Annotated in this window: 19 protein-coding genes; 12 read left to right on the top strand and 7 right to left on the bottom strand. The window is 60.9% G+C overall.

Going from position 1 to position 14,430, the window contains the following annotated elements; translation table 11 throughout:
• The 6 genes from mbhE to ACCD00_RS27385 form a co-directional block, all read left to right on the top strand.
• The coding region (gene mbhE, locus ACCD00_RS27410) for a hydrogen gas-evolving membrane-bound hydrogenase subunit E (protein WP_413428401.1) at window positions 1-1,446 on the top strand (1,446 nt) is incomplete at its 5' end.
• The gene (locus ACCD00_RS27405; protein ID WP_007986256.1) at window positions 1,446-1,790 is read left to right on the top strand and encodes a Na+/H+ antiporter subunit C; all 345 of its coding nucleotides are present in this window, start codon (window positions 1,446-1,448) and stop codon (window positions 1,788-1,790) included. The genes mbhE and ACCD00_RS27405, both read left to right, overlap by 1 nt.
• Window positions 1,787-3,472: a monovalent cation/H+ antiporter subunit D gene (locus ACCD00_RS27400; RefSeq protein WP_413428400.1), complete on the top strand. Its 1,686-nt coding sequence runs from the start codon at window positions 1,787-1,789 to the stop codon at window positions 3,470-3,472. The genes ACCD00_RS27405 and ACCD00_RS27400 overlap by 4 nt, the downstream gene beginning before the upstream one ends.
• Window positions 3,469-3,957 carry a Na+/H+ antiporter subunit E gene (locus tag ACCD00_RS27395; protein WP_413428399.1) on the top strand — a complete coding sequence of 163 codons (489 nt, stop codon included), beginning with the start codon at window positions 3,469-3,471 and terminating at the stop codon, window positions 3,955-3,957. The genes ACCD00_RS27400 and ACCD00_RS27395 overlap by 4 nt, the downstream gene beginning before the upstream one ends.
• Complete coding sequence (locus ACCD00_RS27390; protein WP_007986253.1) at window positions 3,954-4,232, top strand: K+/H+ antiporter subunit F; 279 nt, start codon at window positions 3,954-3,956, stop codon at window positions 4,230-4,232. The genes ACCD00_RS27395 and ACCD00_RS27390 overlap by 4 nt, the downstream gene beginning before the upstream one ends.
• Entirely contained in the window at window positions 4,229-4,591 is a 363-nt protein-coding gene (locus tag ACCD00_RS27385; RefSeq protein ID WP_413428398.1) for a Na+/H+ antiporter subunit G, read from the top strand. The genes ACCD00_RS27390 and ACCD00_RS27385 overlap by 4 nt, the downstream gene beginning before the upstream one ends.
• Before the next feature lie 141 nt (window positions 4,592-4,732).
• Here the strand turns inward: ACCD00_RS27385 and ACCD00_RS27380 are convergent, their stop codons facing one another.
• The 4 genes from ACCD00_RS27380 to ACCD00_RS27365 form a co-directional block, all read right to left on the bottom strand.
• Window positions 4,733-5,170, bottom strand: a complete 438-nt coding sequence (locus tag ACCD00_RS27380) for a DUF3995 domain-containing protein (RefSeq protein ID WP_413428397.1) — start codon at window positions 5,168-5,170, stop codon at window positions 4,733-4,735.
• A gap of 101 nt (window positions 5,171-5,271) precedes the next feature.
• The gene (locus ACCD00_RS27375; RefSeq protein ID WP_413428396.1) at window positions 5,272-6,285 is read right to left on the bottom strand and encodes an ABC transporter substrate-binding protein; all 1,014 of its coding nucleotides are present in this window, start codon (window positions 6,283-6,285) and stop codon (window positions 5,272-5,274) included.
• Between the two features lie 118 nt (window positions 6,286-6,403).
• Window positions 6,404-6,607, bottom strand: coding sequence for a hypothetical protein (locus ACCD00_RS27370; RefSeq protein ID WP_413428395.1), 204 nt, complete (start codon window positions 6,605-6,607; stop codon window positions 6,404-6,406).
• On the bottom strand, window positions 6,607-7,056 hold the full coding sequence (locus ACCD00_RS27365) for a hypothetical protein (protein ID WP_413428404.1): 450 nt from the start codon (window positions 7,054-7,056) through the stop codon (window positions 6,607-6,609). The genes ACCD00_RS27370 and ACCD00_RS27365 overlap by 1 nt, the downstream gene beginning before the upstream one ends.
• 434 nt (window positions 7,057-7,490) lie before the next feature.
• On the opposite strand from ACCD00_RS27365, the gene ACCD00_RS27360 reads away from it, so the two are divergent.
• The 3 genes from ACCD00_RS27360 to ACCD00_RS27350 all read left to right on the top strand — a co-directional run bounded on the left by ACCD00_RS27360 (window position 7,491) and on the right by ACCD00_RS27350 (window position 8,499).
• Window positions 7,491-7,739: a hypothetical protein gene (locus ACCD00_RS27360; protein ID WP_413428394.1), complete on the top strand. Its 249-nt coding sequence runs from the start codon at window positions 7,491-7,493 to the stop codon at window positions 7,737-7,739.
• A 160-nt stretch (window positions 7,740-7,899) separates the two neighbouring features.
• On the top strand, window positions 7,900-8,130 hold the full coding sequence (locus ACCD00_RS27355) for a hypothetical protein (RefSeq protein ID WP_413428403.1): 231 nt from the start codon (window positions 7,900-7,902) through the stop codon (window positions 8,128-8,130).
• A gap of 132 nt (window positions 8,131-8,262) precedes the next feature.
• Window positions 8,263-8,499, top strand: a complete 237-nt coding sequence (locus tag ACCD00_RS27350) for a DUF2789 domain-containing protein (RefSeq protein WP_413428393.1) — start codon at window positions 8,263-8,265, stop codon at window positions 8,497-8,499.
• A 5-nt stretch (window positions 8,500-8,504) separates the two neighbouring features.
• Here the strand turns inward: ACCD00_RS27350 and ACCD00_RS27345 are convergent, their stop codons facing one another.
• The 3 genes from ACCD00_RS27345 to ACCD00_RS27335 form a co-directional block, all read right to left on the bottom strand.
• A complete protein-coding gene (locus ACCD00_RS27345; RefSeq protein WP_322616633.1) occupies window positions 8,505-8,708 on the bottom strand; it encodes a hypothetical protein in 204 nt (67 codons plus the stop codon).
• A gap of 126 nt (window positions 8,709-8,834) precedes the next feature.
• The gene (locus ACCD00_RS27340) at window positions 8,835-10,058 is read right to left on the bottom strand and encodes a methyl-accepting chemotaxis protein (protein WP_413428402.1); all 1,224 of its coding nucleotides are present in this window, start codon (window positions 10,056-10,058) and stop codon (window positions 8,835-8,837) included.
• 617 nt (window positions 10,059-10,675) lie between these two features.
• Window positions 10,676-11,080 (bottom strand): TraR/DksA family transcriptional regulator, encoded by a 405-nt coding sequence (locus tag ACCD00_RS27335; RefSeq protein WP_007935965.1) that lies wholly within the window; start codon window positions 11,078-11,080, stop codon window positions 10,676-10,678.
• Window positions 11,081-11,450: 370 nt separating this feature from the next.
• Between ACCD00_RS27335 and ACCD00_RS27330 the strand changes: the two genes are divergently transcribed.
• From ACCD00_RS27330 to ACCD00_RS27320, 3 genes are all read left to right on the top strand, one after another.
• Entirely contained in the window at window positions 11,451-12,056 is a 606-nt protein-coding gene (locus ACCD00_RS27330; RefSeq protein WP_413428392.1) for a glutathione S-transferase N-terminal domain-containing protein, read from the top strand.
• 198 nt (window positions 12,057-12,254) lie between these two features.
• Complete coding sequence (locus ACCD00_RS27325) at window positions 12,255-12,938, top strand: response regulator transcription factor (protein ID WP_413428391.1); 684 nt, start codon at window positions 12,255-12,257, stop codon at window positions 12,936-12,938.
• On the top strand, window positions 12,916-14,319 hold the full coding sequence (locus tag ACCD00_RS27320) for a sensor histidine kinase (RefSeq protein WP_413428390.1): 1,404 nt from the start codon (window positions 12,916-12,918) through the stop codon (window positions 14,317-14,319). The genes ACCD00_RS27325 and ACCD00_RS27320 overlap by 23 nt, the downstream gene beginning before the upstream one ends.
• The last annotated feature ends 111 nt before the right edge of the window (window positions 14,320-14,430 follow it).

Below are 14,430 nucleotides of genomic sequence, written 5' to 3'. Positions count from 1 at the left end.
CCCGAGTACAGCCTGGCCATCTGGCACGGCCTGAACGCGCCGATGATCATGAGCCTGATCGCATTGTCCTGCGGTACCGTGCTCTATCTGCTGCTGCGCAATCAATTCAAGCGCGGAAATTTCGACCGCCCGCCCGTCATCGGTCGCCTGGACGGCAAGCGCCTGTTCGAATACGCACTGGTCGCCATCATGCGCCTGGCCCGTCGCCTGGAGCCCCGCATTGGTACCCGGCGCCTGCAAATGCAGTTGTTCCTGGTGGTGCTCGCCGCCGTGCTGGCCGGGTTGATCCCCATGCTGCACAGCAGCCTGCACTGGGGTGACCGGCCGAAGATCCCGGGATCGATCGTCTTCGTCACCTTGTGGTTGCTGGCCATCGCCTGCGCCTTGGGCGCGGCCTATCAGGCCAAATATCACCGTCTCGCGGCCCTGACCATGGTCAGCGTCTGCGGCCTGATGACCTGCGTCACCTTCGTCTGGTTTTCCGCGCCGGACCTGGCCCTGACCCAACTGGCGGTCGAAGTGGTGACCACGGTACTGATCCTGCTGGGCCTGCGCTGGCTGCCACGACGGATCGAAGAAGTCTCGCCGTTGCCGGGCAGTCTGCGCCGGGCGCGGATGCGGCGTATCCGCGACTTGCTGCTGTCGACCTCGGTCGGTGTCGGCATGGCATTGCTGGCCTACGCCATGCTGACGCGCCAGACCCCCAACGACATCTCCTCCTTCTACCTGAGTCGCGCCTTGCCCGAAGGCGGCGGCAGCAACGTGGTCAACGTGATGCTGGTGGACTTCCGTGGTTTCGACACCCTCGGTGAAATCACCGTGCTGGCGGCCGTGGCCCTGACCGTGTACGCCCTGCTGCGACGCTTCCGTCCGCCGAAAGAAAGCCTGCAACTGCCGGCCCAGCAACGCTTGCTCGCACCGGACGTGGTCACCGACCTGGTCAACCCGCGTCACGCCAGCGACACCGCGCTCGGTTTCATGATGGTGCCGGCGGTGCTGGTGCGCCTGCTGTTACCGGTGGCGCTGGTGGTGTCGTTCTACCTGTTCATGCGCGGGCACAATCAACCGGGCGGCGGCTTTGTCGCCGGGCTGGTGATGTCGGTGGCGTTCATCCTGCAATACATGGTCGCCGGCACGCAGTGGGTCGAGGCGCAAATGAGCCTGCGGCCGCTGCGCTGGATGGGCACCGGGCTGCTGTTCGCCACGGCCACCGGCCTGGGTGCGATGGTGGTCGGTTATCCGTTCCTGACCACCCACACCTGGCATTTCTCGTTGCCGCTGCTGGGTGACATTCACCTGGCCAGCGCGCTGTTCTTCGACATCGGTGTGTATGGCGTGGTAGTTGGCTCGACCCTGTTGATCCTCACCGCCCTCGCCCACCAATCGGTGCGGGGTCACAAAACCGCTGCCCAGCCAAAATCCGTTACCGCCAAGGGAGCCGTCTGATGGAAGAAGTCATCGCAATCGCCATCGGCGTACTGGCCGCGTCGGGCGTCTGGCTGATCCTGCGCCCACGGACGTTCCAGGTGGTCATGGGCCTGTGCCTGCTCTCCTACGGCGTCAATCTGTTCATCTTCAGCATGGGCAGCCTGTTCATCGGCAAGGAGCCGATCATCAAGGACGGCGTGCCGCAGGATCTGTTGCACTACACCGACCCATTGCCGCAAGCCCTGGTGCTGACCGCGATCGTCATCAGCTTCGCCATGACCGCGCTGTTTCTGGTGGTGCTGCTGGCGTCCCGGGGCCTGACCGGCACCGACCATGTGGATGGCCGGGAGCCTAAAGAATGATGGCGATGACCCACCTGATCGTCGCACCCATTCTGCTGCCGCTGCTGACCGCCGCGATCATGCTGATGCTCGGCGAGAAGCACCGGCCGCTCAAGGCCAGGATCAATCTGTTCTCCAGCCTGCTCGGGCTGGGCATTGCCGTGGCGCTGTTGCAATGGACACAAACCACCGGTGTGCCCGGTTCCATTGGCGTGTACCTGCCAAGCAACTGGCAAGTGCCCTTCGGCCTGGTGCTGGTGGTCGATCGCCTGTCGGCGCTGATGCTGGTGCTGACCGGCATCATCGGCGTCAGTGCCCTGCTGTTTGCCATGGCACGCTGGGACAGCGCCGGTTCGAGCTTTCACGCGCTGTTCCAGATCCAGTTGATGGGCCTATACGGTGCGTTCCTCACCGCAGACCTGTTCAACCTGTTCGTGTTCTTCGAGGTGTTGCTGGCCGCGTCCTACGGGCTGATGCTCCACGGCTCGGGTCGAGCGCGGGTGTCGTCGGGGTTGCATTACATTTCGATCAACCTGCTGGCCTCTTCGCTGTTCCTGATTGGCGCGGCGCTGATCTATGGCGTGACCGGCACCCTGAACATGGCCGACCTGGCGGTCAAAATCCCCCTGGTGTCCGAAGCCGATCGCGGCTTGCTACACGCCGGCGCGGGAATTCTGGCCGTCGCATTCCTGGCCAAGGCTGGCATGTGGCCGCTGAACTTCTGGCTGGTGCCGGCCTATTCCTCGGCCAGCGCGCCGGTGGCGGCGATGTTCGCGATCATGACCAAGGTGGGCGTCTACACCTTGCTGCGCCTGTGGACATTGCTGTTCTCCGCCGAGGCCGGGGCATCGGCGTTCTTTGGTGGTGAGTGGCTGGTTTACGGCGGCATGGCGACCATCGTCTGCGCCGCCATCGCAATCCTCGCCGCGCAACGCCTGGAGCGCATGGCCAGCCTGAGCATTCTGGTGTCGGCGGGCATTCTGTTGTCGACCATCGGTTTCGCCCAGCCGAACCTGGTCGGCGCGGCGCTGTTCTATCTGTTCAGCTCGACCCTGGCGCTGAGCGCACTGTTCCTGCTGGCCGAACTGATCGAGCGCTCGCGCTCGGCCAACGAAGTCCTGCTCGAAGATGAAGCCGAACTGCTGCCCCGGCCACTGGAATCTCTGCATCCACCCAAAGGCACCAACCTCGACGACGAGCAAAAAGCCGTGGTCGGCCAGGTGATTCCCTGGACCATGGCGTTTCTCGGCCTGAGCTTCATCGCCTGCGCCCTGCTGATCATCGGCATGCCGCCGCTCTCCGGGTTTATCGGCAAACTCGGGCTGATCGGCGCCCTGCTCAATCCGCTCGGCCTTGGCAGCAGCGGCGACGAACCGATTTCCAACGCCGCGTGGGGCCTGTTGGTGTTGTTGATTTTGTCCGGGCTGGCATCGCTGATCGCGTTCTCGCGCCTGGGTATCCAGCGCTTCTGGACGCCAGCCGAACGCCCCTCGCCCCTGCTGCGACGCTTCGAATGCGTGCCGATCTTCGCGCTGTTGGGTTTGAGTATTGCGCTGACCTTCAAGGCCGATCCACTGCTGCGCTACACCCAGGCCGCCGCCGACGCCTTGTACAACCCGCAGCAATACGTGATGGCCGTGCTCGACACTCGCGTCGTGCCGAACCCGTCGGCCGCAGCGGCCCCGCAAGAGGTGCAGCCATGAAGCGCCTGTTTCCGGCACCGATGCTGTCGCTGGCCCTGTGGCTGCTGTGGCTGTTGCTGAATCTGTCGATCAGCCCCGGCAATCTGCTGCTGGGGGCGGCGCTGGGGTTTTGTGCGCCGCTGATGATGCGCAGGCTACGCCCGCTGCCGGTGCGCATCCGTCGTCCCGGGGTGATCCTGCGCCTGGTGCTGGTGGTCGGACGTGATGTGCTTGTGTCCAACCTTGCCGTGGCCTGGAGCGTGCTCAATGCCGGTCGCCGTCCGCCCCGCTCGCAATTCATCAAGGTGCCGCTGGACCTGCGCGATGCCAACGGCCTGGCCGCGCTGTCGATGATCACCACGGTGGTGCCCGGTACGGTCTGGTCGGAGCTGGCGCTGGACCGCAGCATTTTGCTGTTGCATGTCTTCGACCTGGACGACGAGGCGCTGTTCATCCAGCACTTCAAGGCGACCTACGAACGTCCGCTGATGGAGATCTTCGAATGAGCCCGTTGCTGTCGAACGCGATCCTGCTGAGCCTGTTCTTCTTTTCCCTGGCGATGATCCTGACGCTGATCCGCCTGTTCAAGGGGCCGTCGGCCCAGGATCGGGTCCTGGCGCTGGACTACCTGTACATCGTCGCGATGCTGATGATGCTGGCGCTGGGTATCCGTTATGCCAGTGACACGTACTTCGAGGCGGCGCTGCTGATAGCACTGTTCGGTTTCGTCGGCTCGTTCGCCCTGGCGAAATTCCTGCTGCGTGGTGAGGTGATCGAATGAATGCGCCATTGTCGATGTGGGTGGAAATCCCGGTGGCGATCCTGCTGGTGCTCGGCAGCCTGTTTGCGCTGATCGGCGCCACGGGCCTGCTGCGCATGAAGGATTACTTCCAGCGCATGCACCCGCCGGCCCTGGCCTCGACGCTCGGGGCCTGGTGCATAGCATTGGCTTCGATCATCTACTTTTCGGCGCTCAAGTCCGCGCCGGTACTGCACGCCTGGCTGATTCCGATCCTGCTGGCGATTACCGTGCCGGTGACCACCTTGCTGCTGGCCCGGGCGGCGCTGTTCCGCAAACGCATGGCCGGGGATGATGTGCCGGCTGAGGTGAGTAGTCGTCGAACCGAGAGCGGCAGTTAGACCAAAGATTTTTAGCGCCCGGACCGGCCCCTTCGCGAGCAAGCCCGCTCCCACATTTTGAGCTGTGTACGCAGATCAATTGTGGGAACGGGCTTGCCCGCGAAGGCGATAGACCTGTCAATACATCAGGACCGGCCTGTCTCAAACCCAGGCCACCGCCAACAACCCGGCCCCCAGTACCACACACAACGGCGAGTAAACCCAGGTGTCCAGCCGGGCAAACTCCGAGCCTTTGACCTCTTTGAAAAAACCCACCAGCTCCGAATCGCCAATGGCCCGGGCAAACAGCAAAATCGCGATCGCGCTGATCACCCACTGCAACGACCAGTGATGCAACGGTGGCAGCCACCAACCCACCCGCCAGCACACCAGCACGGCTATTGACAGCAGTAAAGCGGCCACCACCAGCGTGATCCAGCCTCGCGGCTTGAACGCCGGCCGCAGTTGTGCGCTGCCCTCCTGCGGTACTTGCGGGACCACCGCCACCGCTGCCCACTCACCACCCAACGCCCAATACACATGCACCAGACTGATCACGGAGAAGATCGTCACCAGCCATTGAGCCAACAACAAGGTCATGGTTCAGAGATCCTTGAAAGGGATTTGAACAGAACAGGCTAGCCGGCTTTTGCTGTAGTGCACGGGCAAGTGCAAGACCAAAAGTTCATACCGGCGGCCGCTCACATTCCGGCAGCGACTTTATCTGCCACGTCCTTGGGCAGCCAGGCCCGCCAGACATCCGGATGGGCCTTCATGAACGCCTGCGCAGCCTGACGCGGCGGAGTATGTTTCTCGCTCATTTCGGCCAGCGCCTTGTTCAGGGGGGCGATCGGAAAGTCGACCTTGGCGAAGAACTCGGCAATCTGCGGATATTGTTTCTGAAAGGGGGTGGACACACCGATCGACAGCTTGGAGGCCAGGGAACGGGTCGGCTGCGGATTGGGGTTGTCGGCGTCAGTCAAAGTCTTCCAGGCTTCGGCGTCGAACGGCGGCTCTTCGAGTTGAATCAGCTTGAAGCGGCCGAGCAACGGCGTGGGCGACCAGTAGTAAAACAGTACCGGCTTGCCACGATGAATTGACGAACTGATCTCTGCATCCAGTGCAGCGCCCGAACCGCTGCGGAAGTTCACGTAGCTGTCGTCCAGACCATACGCCTTGAGCTTCTGCTTGTTGACCACTTCCGAGGTCCAACCGATAGGGCTGTTGAGGAAACGCCCCTTGCTAGGAGCTTCCGGGTCCTTGAACACGTCTTTGTAACGCGGCAGGTCGCTGACGCTGCGCAGCTCCGGCGCCAGCGGCTTGATGCCCTTGGCCGGGTCGCCCTTGATCACATATTCCGGCACCCACCAGCCTTCGGTAGCGCCCTTGACCGTGTCGCCGAGGCTGACGACTTTGCCTTCGGCTTCCGCCTTGACCCAGACCGGGCTGCGCCCAGCCCACTCTTCGCCGATGACCTGGATGTCATTGTTGGCCAGCGCGGTTTCCAGGGTGATGGTGGTGCCCGGCAAGGTATCGGTCGGCAGCCCGTAGCCCTTCTCGACAATGATGCGCAGGACATCGGTAATCAGGCTGCCGCTTTCCCAGTTCAGGTCGGCGAAGTGGATTGGCGCCTGGGCGGCCAACGCCGGGGCCGGTGTCGCCAGCAAACCGAAAGTGGCCAGGACAGCAGCCAGCAACCGTCGAAATCCGTTCATGCTTTTGCACCTCGTGCTGTTCACAGCAATAGCAGGATGGCCTGGCAGCAGACCGCGAAGCCTCTGAATACTCAGTTCATTGACTGTAGTAGAGGTTCCCGCTTTCGAGGTGCGTGGATCAGTTTTCGGAAATTTCCTGCAAGCGCATCAGCTCTCGCCTGACCATGCTGGCGTATTGCGCCGGTTGCAGCTGGTAAAGCTGTGACGCCACCCAATTCAGCCAGGCTCCCTGCAGAATGGTCTTCTGCCCGAACAGCCGCCGCGCGTCGTCTTGCGCGTTGGCCAGGTTCTGCTCGTGGAAACCGGCGCGGGCCTGGGTCATCACTCGCTGGCCTTGAAGGTCACCAGCTCGCCCTTGCGCCACTTGGCCGCTTTGGCGGTCACGGCTTTCAGGGTCTTGGTCAGGCCTTCCTGCAACTGTTGATGGGCGGCAAACACCGTCACCACGCTGTGCCCTTCCTTGAACACGATCCCCTGACCGTCAGCCGTGGTCACGAAGGCGTAATCGCCAATTCCGTAAACCGTCAGCTTGATGTCGCGGAACCTTATGTCCAGCTTGCCGCCTTCGCGACTGGGCAGCACCGAAGCGCTGAAATGATCGCCGACCTTGAGTTTGAGTCCGGGCTTGTCGTCCACCACCAGGGCTGATTCGGTGTCGATTTCGGCAATGTAGATGCCTTCAGCGTTCTGTTCGGTGATGTAAACGAAACGTGACTGAAACTGCTTGACCAGCTTTGCGCGCAAATCGCCCAGCACGAACAACGCATGCATATCGAGATTACTTACTGCCAAGGAAACATCCCCACATCTGAAAAATGGTGCCGTGCGCGAAAAATAAACGCACAGCCAAAAAAGCGGCAATGCCGAAGGTGTAGCCAAAGAACCCGGATTGATGTCCTGAATGAGTAGTGCACTCATTCATCACGAAGCTTGAGAAGACTACTGAAACGTCACTCGCATCGTCCTGGCTGGCGTTCGTCACAGGTTGAAGGAAAACACCCTTCCTGCTGCCAGAAAATTATGGACTATCAACTTCGGGGAAAAATCTCATCAAGAAAAAATCTTTTCCTACATATCGTGCGCAAAAAATTGCTTTAGATAAACATCATTCACCCACCAGTGAGGGTGATTCTAGAGCAGCGATGCTCTTGGAGACTAGCCAAAACGACGTACATACGTCGGTAAAACAATGAAAAGGACTTCATATGTGCACGCTGACCCACTTTGCCTATCCCTTGGTACCTGACTCGAAAACCGCGCCGAACTCGCCCCCGGTACGGTTCCGCCGCCATGAGCCGCTTCCCGATGTCCCGGCCCGCCCAAGATTTCAGGTGGTGATGGCGGGCATTGCCTTCTTTCATATCAAGGAAATTTCTACAGGCTGTGTAAGAGGTTTCCGAGCCAATCACAACGAAGCCTGCGCCCTCGCCCGGCTTCTGGAATCACACAGTTGACATGCCCTCCGCGCTCCTTTCCATAGACGTTTGGTCTGCCCGTCGACTTATCTCAGCCGTCGACGGGCAACTGCTGCCATACTGCCCGCCCAATAAAACGGATCCGGAAAAATCGGGTTACGTTGACAACAACAATGTATTTCCAGGGGAAGTCTGCAACGTGACGGAATTTGATATCGGCGAGTTTTTTATCCGGGGTGAAGCCAGAGAAATCGACGGCGAATTCCAGGCTGTGATTGTCATGCGTGCCAAACCACCGCTAAAGACCGTGACGTATCATCAGGTCGAAAAGGATCGCTGGTTCAAAACCCCGGATGTCGCCGCCATTGCGGCCCAGGAATCGGCCATGGAACTGAAGGCGGCGGTAGATGCGGGTGCACTGAAAGCCTGATTCTCGGGTTGGCGGTCTATGCTCACTGTTGCGCTTGAATATCGTGATCGAACTCCACCCGTGCGGCGCCCTTGAAGCCAGGGTACCGCGCCTCGCCCCTCGACCCGACTGACGACCCGCAAGGAGATGAAGATGGAATCACCGACACACGACTTGAAAGGCCTGTTCGACCAGCTCGGCCTGGACTCCAGCCAGAAAGCGATCGACGACTTCATTGCCGGCCATACCCTGCCTGACAACAAGAAACTCATTGACGCCGAGTTCTGGTCACCGCAACAGGCCGGCTTCCTCAAGGAACAATTACGCGAAGACGCAGACTGGGCGCGGGTGGTCGACGACCTGAACCTGCGCATGCACCAGACGCACTGACAGCCTCAATGCAGGCTGCCAGGTCTTTCGGCGTTCAATTGCGCCAACCAGGCAGCCCTGCACTCTTCCGCCTCGTCGCGACTGGAGAACGCCGTGCCCCGGCGCTCGCCATTGAGCAACACCACCCAGCACACCTTGCGTCCCATGGAGCGCAGATTGGCAGGTACTCCGCTGCCGATCATGACCGCGACATCAACTTTGCCTTGCATGCTGCCCCCGAACTTCATTAGCAACCTAATTAATAGATATGTTAATTAGTCTTTCGCCGAGGAAACAGCAAAACCCTGCACAGATTAGTTGCAGAATGTGTAACAATCGCCCGACAGCCCGGGGGTCTAGCGCGGCTTTTCCGGTTTGTAGCCCAAGCGCAAACCGCCCCAATGCCGGCCCCTGAGCATGATCGGCACCGAAAGATCGTGCATCAACTCTCCGGTATCGCGGGTATAGGTTTGCAGCAGCACGGCCTTCTGATGGCTGCCACAGCGGATCCCGGTGCGGTCAGCGAACTTGCGTTTGGTCCGGCTCTGCAAGGCATCGAGTTGCGCGTCGCCCGTCAGCGGCTGGCTGAACGCTTGGTTGTGGGTCGGCACATAACCCTGCTGGGTGCAGGCGATGGCGAACACCAATCCTTCGTGACGCGGTAACAACGGTTCCTGGATGGTTGGCAAGACCTGATCGGTGTAGCGGTCGAAACGCGTCTGGTACTTGGCCGGACTGGTATCGGGGATGGCCTGGTAATTGCGGTCGAACAAATCGTCGAGACTGATTCGACCGGCGTCGATATCCGCCTCGAAACGCGCTGCGATCTGGCTCGCGCCTTCCCGGGCCAGGTCATAGATCCGCTGGTGATAGTCATCCAGCCCCACCTCGGCAAGACGCTCGCTGATGGTTTCGGCCTGCCCTTCCATTTGCACCGCCGCCTGGGCCAGACGTTGAGTCTGCTGGTCGCTGACCGCCAGGTCGCTGCGCATCTGTTCGATGGCGTGAAACAGGCTGTCGAGCTGTTCACGGTTGGTCTCTGCCCCTTGGGCGATTTCTCCGACCTGGGACTCGACACTGGCCGCCAGACGGGCAATGTTCTCCAGGTGCTGTCCCGTCCGCTCGACCTGCCCGACGCCGGTGTCGAGGTCGCTGGACAGTTGGCGGATCTGCTCCACCACCTGCGCCGTGCGTTGCTGGATATCGGCCACCATCTCGCCGACTTCACCCGTGGCGGTCGCCGTGCGCGCGGCGAGCCCACGAACCTCGTCGGCCACCACGGCAAACCCGCGACCGTGTTCCCCCGCCCGCGCCGCTTCAATGGCGGCATTCAACGCCAACAGATTGGTCTGGCTGGCGATGGACTGAATCACCAGGGTCACGCGCTGGATATCATCGCTGCGCAAGCTCAAGGCTTCGATCAGTTCACGGCTGTTGCTGGCGCGCTGGCTGAGCTGATGCATGCGCGCAATGGACTCGATCAGTTCCGTACGCCCGACCGCGCCACTTTGATGAGCCTCGCTGGCGGCACTCAACGCCTGGCGACTGAGCGTCGAGGCGGCGTGTTCGGTGGTGATCATGACCTCGGCGTTGCTGACGATCCGGGCCGCCGCCGAGAGCTGCGATTGCAGTTTTTCCGCCAGTTGCCGAACCGAAAACGCCACTCCGGCAGCCGATAGCGCGTTATGACTGGTCATGTAGGAAAGATCGCGAGTCAACTCGCCGATGGCATCGCAGTTGTCGGGGGAAGCCGCCTGCGGGGTCGCGCGCGAACGCAGGCGAGGCAGCCAGATAATCAATACGGCCAGGGGCAGGCCAAGGTAGAGCGACCAGTTGCCCAGCGTCATGCCACATAACAACAGCATCAGGGCGATGCTTTGCAGCGTCGGTGCCAGCCAGCGGTTTTTCGGCAACAGCACTGGTGCAGGCACTGCCGCAACCAGAGACCCGTCTCTCGTCATCATCGTCACCCCGGAAAGCTTCTAATTGTTGTCTTCGCATTAAACGCCACCATAAGGCCATTATCCATGAGCCTTTAGTCGCGAACGTTGCAGCAGATCTATAGAAGAACCGGGAAATCGAAGACGGCAGAAAACAAAGATCGCAGCCTGCGGCAGCACCTGCTTCCATGTGCAGGCGTTACCGCAGGCTGCGATCTTTTCAAGGCAGCCCGGATCAAAGGGGCTGCCTCGCAGAATCAGGCCTGACGCTGGTGCTTGTCGATTTGCTCGTGACGTTCCTGAGCTTCGATGCAGTACTTGGTGGTCGGGCTGATCAGCAGGCGCTTGAGGCCAATCGGCTCGCCGCTGTCGTCGCACCAGCCGAAGCTGTCTTCCTTGATGCGTTCCAGCGCTTGTTCCAACTGAGGCAGCATGCGCTGGTCGCGATCGATCGCGTTCACCAGCCAAGTGCGCTCTTCTTCTACCGAAGCCGCGTCTGCCGGATCGGCCGGGGTGTCCAGGCTTTCGATGGCGATGCGGTTCTGTTCGATGCGCTCATGGGTTTCGACTTTCATGTTCTGCAACAGCTCGGAGAAAAAAGCATGTTGCTCGGCATTCATGTAGTCATCCGCCGGCATGGCCAGCAACTTGTCCTTTGTCATTGATATCTCTATAAAAAAACGTGCATTAAGGCGAATAAGGGAGCGTTCCGGCAGACCTTGGCAGGCCATCGGAAAGGCGCCGTTTGTTCCAAGCGCCACCCGGCACTCAATTTACGAGGGGCGGCAGTCTAAGGCCGACTTGAGGCCTCAGCAACTGAAAAGACAGCGAATTTGTCCGACAAAGCCCTGAAAATGCTCTACGGCAGGCTTTGAGGCGGTAATCGGAGTGCGTTTATAGCAAGAAATTCAATCGAGCGGCTGTATATGGAAGACAAACGGCTCGCACAAGGCATTATTCACGGTCATTTGCAGGGTTGCGAACCTCAGCTAAGGTTGTCCCTCCCGAAATGGCCATATAAAGGAAAGGACCATGAAGCTGATCGGTATGCTCGACTCGCCCTATGTAAGGCGCGCCGCCATTTCTGCCAAATGCCTGGGAATCACGCTGGAACATCAGTCGGTCTCGGTGTTCCGCCACTTCGAACAATTCCGGCAGATCAACCCGGTGGTCAAGGCGCCCACGCTGGTGCTGGATGATGGTGAGGTGTTGATGGATTCGACGCTTATCATCGACTATCTGGAAACCCTGGCCAAAAAAAGCCTGATGCCTGCCGAACCGGGGCAGCGCCTGCGTGCGCTGCGCCTGATTGGCCTGGCGTTGGCCGCCAGCGAAAAGTCCGTGCAGCTTTACTACGAACGCAACCTGCGGCCGGCGGAGATTCAATTCGAATCCTGGGTGCAGCGGGTCGAAGGACAGTTGACGGCAGCCTATTCGGCGCTGGAGCGGGAGCTGGAAAAGCAGCCGCTGAAGACAGACGGTTCGGTTGAGCAGGACGGCATTACCCTCGCCGTGGCCTGGAGCTTTACCAACCTGGTGGTGCCGGATAAGGTGAGTGCGGCGCAGTTTCCGCGGATCGCTGCATTCACGGAGTATGCCGAGGGGCTTGAGGTGTTTGTCAGTACGCCGATTGAATAGATGGATTCGCCTCGCCTGACCTACCGCTTTCGCGAGCAAGCTCGCTCCTACAAGGGGATTGCCGCGAGCGGGCATGCTCAGAGGATTTCATGCATTGGCCGAAACCCGGAATGCCCATGAACTTTTATTTAGAAAGCCTGCGATCATTTCTTGGCAAAATGCCGCACAACGTTGTGAACATTTAATCAGGCCAGCCCTATGACCCGCATCTTGACCATCGAAGACGACTCCGTGACCGCCCGGGAAATTGTCGCCGAACTGAGTAGCCACGGCCTCGACGTCGACTGGGTCGACAATGGCCGCGAAGGGCTGGAGCGTGCGGTCAGCGGCAACTATGACCTGATTACCCTCGACCGCATGTTGCCCGGGCTCGATGGCCTGGCGATTGTCACCACGCTGCGGACCATGGGCGTGGCCACGCCGATCCTGATGATCAGCGCGCTGTCCGACGTCGATGAGCGCGTGCGCGGCTTGCGCGCCGGCGGCGACGACTACCTGACCAAACCCTTCGCCACCGATGAAATGGCCGCCCGGGTCGAAGTCCTGCTGCGCCGGCAGAATAACGTGACCGCCCAGGCCACCACACTGCGGGTAGCGGACCTGGAGCTGAACCTGATCAGCCACGAAGCCAGCCGCGACGGTCAACTGCTGACGCTATTGCCCACCGAATACAAACTGCTGGAATTCCTGATGCGCAATACCGGGCAAATTCTCTCGCGGATGATGATTTTCGAGGAAGTCTGGGGTTACCACTTCGACCCCGGCACCAACCTGATCGACGTCCACATCGGCCGTCTGCGCAAGAAGATCGACCCGCCTGGCAATGTCCCACTGATTCGGACCGTGCGAGGCTCGGGTTATGTCATTGCCGAACCCGTCTAAAGGCTGGCGCTCCTCCAGCAGCCGTCTGCTGGCGCTCTACAGTTCGCTGTTCGTGATCTGGAGCGGGATTCTCATGGGGGTCATGTACTACGAGGTTTCCGCTTACCTGGACAACCTGGCCAAGCATTCGCTGATGCAACGCCAGCACCTGTTCTCGCGCTTCTCGGGCGAACAACTGGTGGACGCCCTCGCCGTCAGCATGACCTTCGACATCCGCGGCATCGACGCCTACGGCCTGTTCGATGCCCGGCACCGTTACCTCAGCGGCGCCCTGCGCTACATTCCGGATGGCTTGCCGCTCGATGGCAGGATCCACACGCTCCGCGACTGCGACGCCTCCGACGACAGTGGCGAGCAGACGCTGCCCGCCGACAGTTGCGATGCCGTGGCGACCCCCACCCTCGACGGCCGCTGGCTGGTGCTGGTGCGCGACAACGGTTCGCTGTTCGCCGTGACCCGAATCATCCTTCACGCCCTGTTCTGGGGTGTGACCCTGACCATCGTGCCAGGCATCGTCGGCTGGTATCTGCTGCGGCGCCGGCCGTTGCGCCGCATTCGCGCAATCCAGGCCAGCGCCGAAGCCATCGTCGCCGGCGACCTGAGCCGGCGTTTGCCACTGTCCAATCGGCGTGACGAACTGGATATGCTCGCCGCCATCGTCAACGCCATGCTCGAACGCATCGAGCGCTTGATGAACGAGGTCAAGGGCGTGTGCGACAACATCGCCCATGACCTGCGCACGCCCCTGACCCGCCTGCGCGCGCAGCTTTACCGCATGCAGCAGCAAGCCGGCGAAGGTTCACCGCAGGCCATGCAACTGGACCTGGTGCTGGCCGAGGCCGATACGTTGATGGCGCGTTTCCGTGGCTTGTTGCGGATTTCCGAACTGGAAGACCGCCAGCGCCGCTCCGGTTTCGTGCAGCTGGACCCGGTGCCGTTGCTGCAGGAACTGCATGAGTTCTATCTGCCCCTGGCGGAAGACGACGGCCTGGTGTTCCAACTGCACCTGCCCGCGTCGTTGCCACCCCTCAATGGCGACCGGGCACTGCTGTTCGAAGCCGTGGCGAACCTGTTGAGCAACTCGATCAAATTTACCCCGCCCGGTGGCGCGGTGATCTTGCGCGGGGTCAATGACGGCGGGCACACGCGCATCGAAGTGCTCGACTCCGGCCCGGGCATTCCCGAGGCGGAACGCGAAGCGGTGTTCCAGCGCTTCTATCGCGCCGAGGCGGGCAATCAGAAAATCGGCTTCGGGCTGGGGCTGTCCATCGTCGCGGCGATTGTCAGCCTGCACGGGTTTACACTGGAGGTGGGCAGCAGCGAGCTGGGCGGCGCGCGGCTGGTGCTCGATTGTCGGGAGAGTTTGATACCGAAGGTCTAGCGTTCATCTGAAGAACAAAACAGATCCCCCTGTAGGAGCGGGCCAGCGAGCCCAAAAACCCCGGGCACCCCCGGGGATAAGACACCCCCCGGGTTAAGTTACGCCCCAAGC

It is taken from the genome of Pseudomonas sp. Pseusp3 (genome assembly GCF_047304225.1).
In the GTDB taxonomy this organism is placed as follows: Bacteria; Pseudomonadota; Gammaproteobacteria; order Pseudomonadales; family Pseudomonadaceae; genus Aquipseudomonas; species Aquipseudomonas fluorescens_CD.
This window is presented reverse-complemented; position numbering and strand designations above follow the sequence as displayed.

Coding starts and splice junctions, on each gene's coding strand:
- ACCD00_RS27405 (WP_007986256.1), top strand. CDS start 1,446: ATGGAAGAAGTCATCGCAATCGCCATCGGCGTACTGGCCGCGTCGGGC.
- ACCD00_RS27400 (WP_413428400.1), top strand. CDS start 1,787: ATGATGGCGATGACCCACCTGATCGTCGCACCCATTCTGCTGCCGCTG.
- ACCD00_RS27395 (WP_413428399.1), top strand. CDS start 3,469: ATGAAGCGCCTGTTTCCGGCACCGATGCTGTCGCTGGCCCTGTGGCTG.
- ACCD00_RS27390 (WP_007986253.1), top strand. CDS start 3,954: ATGAGCCCGTTGCTGTCGAACGCGATCCTGCTGAGCCTGTTCTTCTTT.
- ACCD00_RS27385 (WP_413428398.1), top strand. CDS start 4,229: ATGAATGCGCCATTGTCGATGTGGGTGGAAATCCCGGTGGCGATCCTG.
- ACCD00_RS27380 (WP_413428397.1), bottom strand. CDS start 5,170: ATGACCTTGTTGTTGGCTCAATGGCTGGTGACGATCTTCTCCGTGATC.
- ACCD00_RS27375 (WP_413428396.1), bottom strand. CDS start 6,285: ATGAACGGATTTCGACGGTTGCTGGCTGCTGTCCTGGCCACTTTCGGT.
- ACCD00_RS27370 (WP_413428395.1), bottom strand. CDS start 6,607: ATGACCCAGGCCCGCGCCGGTTTCCACGAGCAGAACCTGGCCAACGCG.
- ACCD00_RS27365 (WP_413428404.1), bottom strand. CDS start 7,056: ATGCATGCGTTGTTCGTGCTGGGCGATTTGCGCGCAAAGCTGGTCAAG.
- ACCD00_RS27360 (WP_413428394.1), top strand. CDS start 7,491: ATGTGCACGCTGACCCACTTTGCCTATCCCTTGGTACCTGACTCGAAA.
- ACCD00_RS27350 (WP_413428393.1), top strand. CDS start 8,263: ATGGAATCACCGACACACGACTTGAAAGGCCTGTTCGACCAGCTCGGC.
- ACCD00_RS27345 (WP_322616633.1), bottom strand. CDS start 8,708: ATGCAAGGCAAAGTTGATGTCGCGGTCATGATCGGCAGCGGAGTACCT.
- ACCD00_RS27340 (WP_413428402.1), bottom strand. CDS start 10,058: ATGATCACCACCGAACACGCCGCCTCGACGCTCAGTCGCCAGGCGTTG.
- ACCD00_RS27335 (WP_007935965.1), bottom strand. CDS start 11,080: ATGACAAAGGACAAGTTGCTGGCCATGCCGGCGGATGACTACATGAAT.
- ACCD00_RS27330 (WP_413428392.1), top strand. CDS start 11,451: ATGAAGCTGATCGGTATGCTCGACTCGCCCTATGTAAGGCGCGCCGCC.
- ACCD00_RS27325 (WP_413428391.1), top strand. CDS start 12,255: ATGACCCGCATCTTGACCATCGAAGACGACTCCGTGACCGCCCGGGAA.
- ACCD00_RS27320 (WP_413428390.1), top strand. CDS start 12,916: ATGTCATTGCCGAACCCGTCTAAAGGCTGGCGCTCCTCCAGCAGCCGT.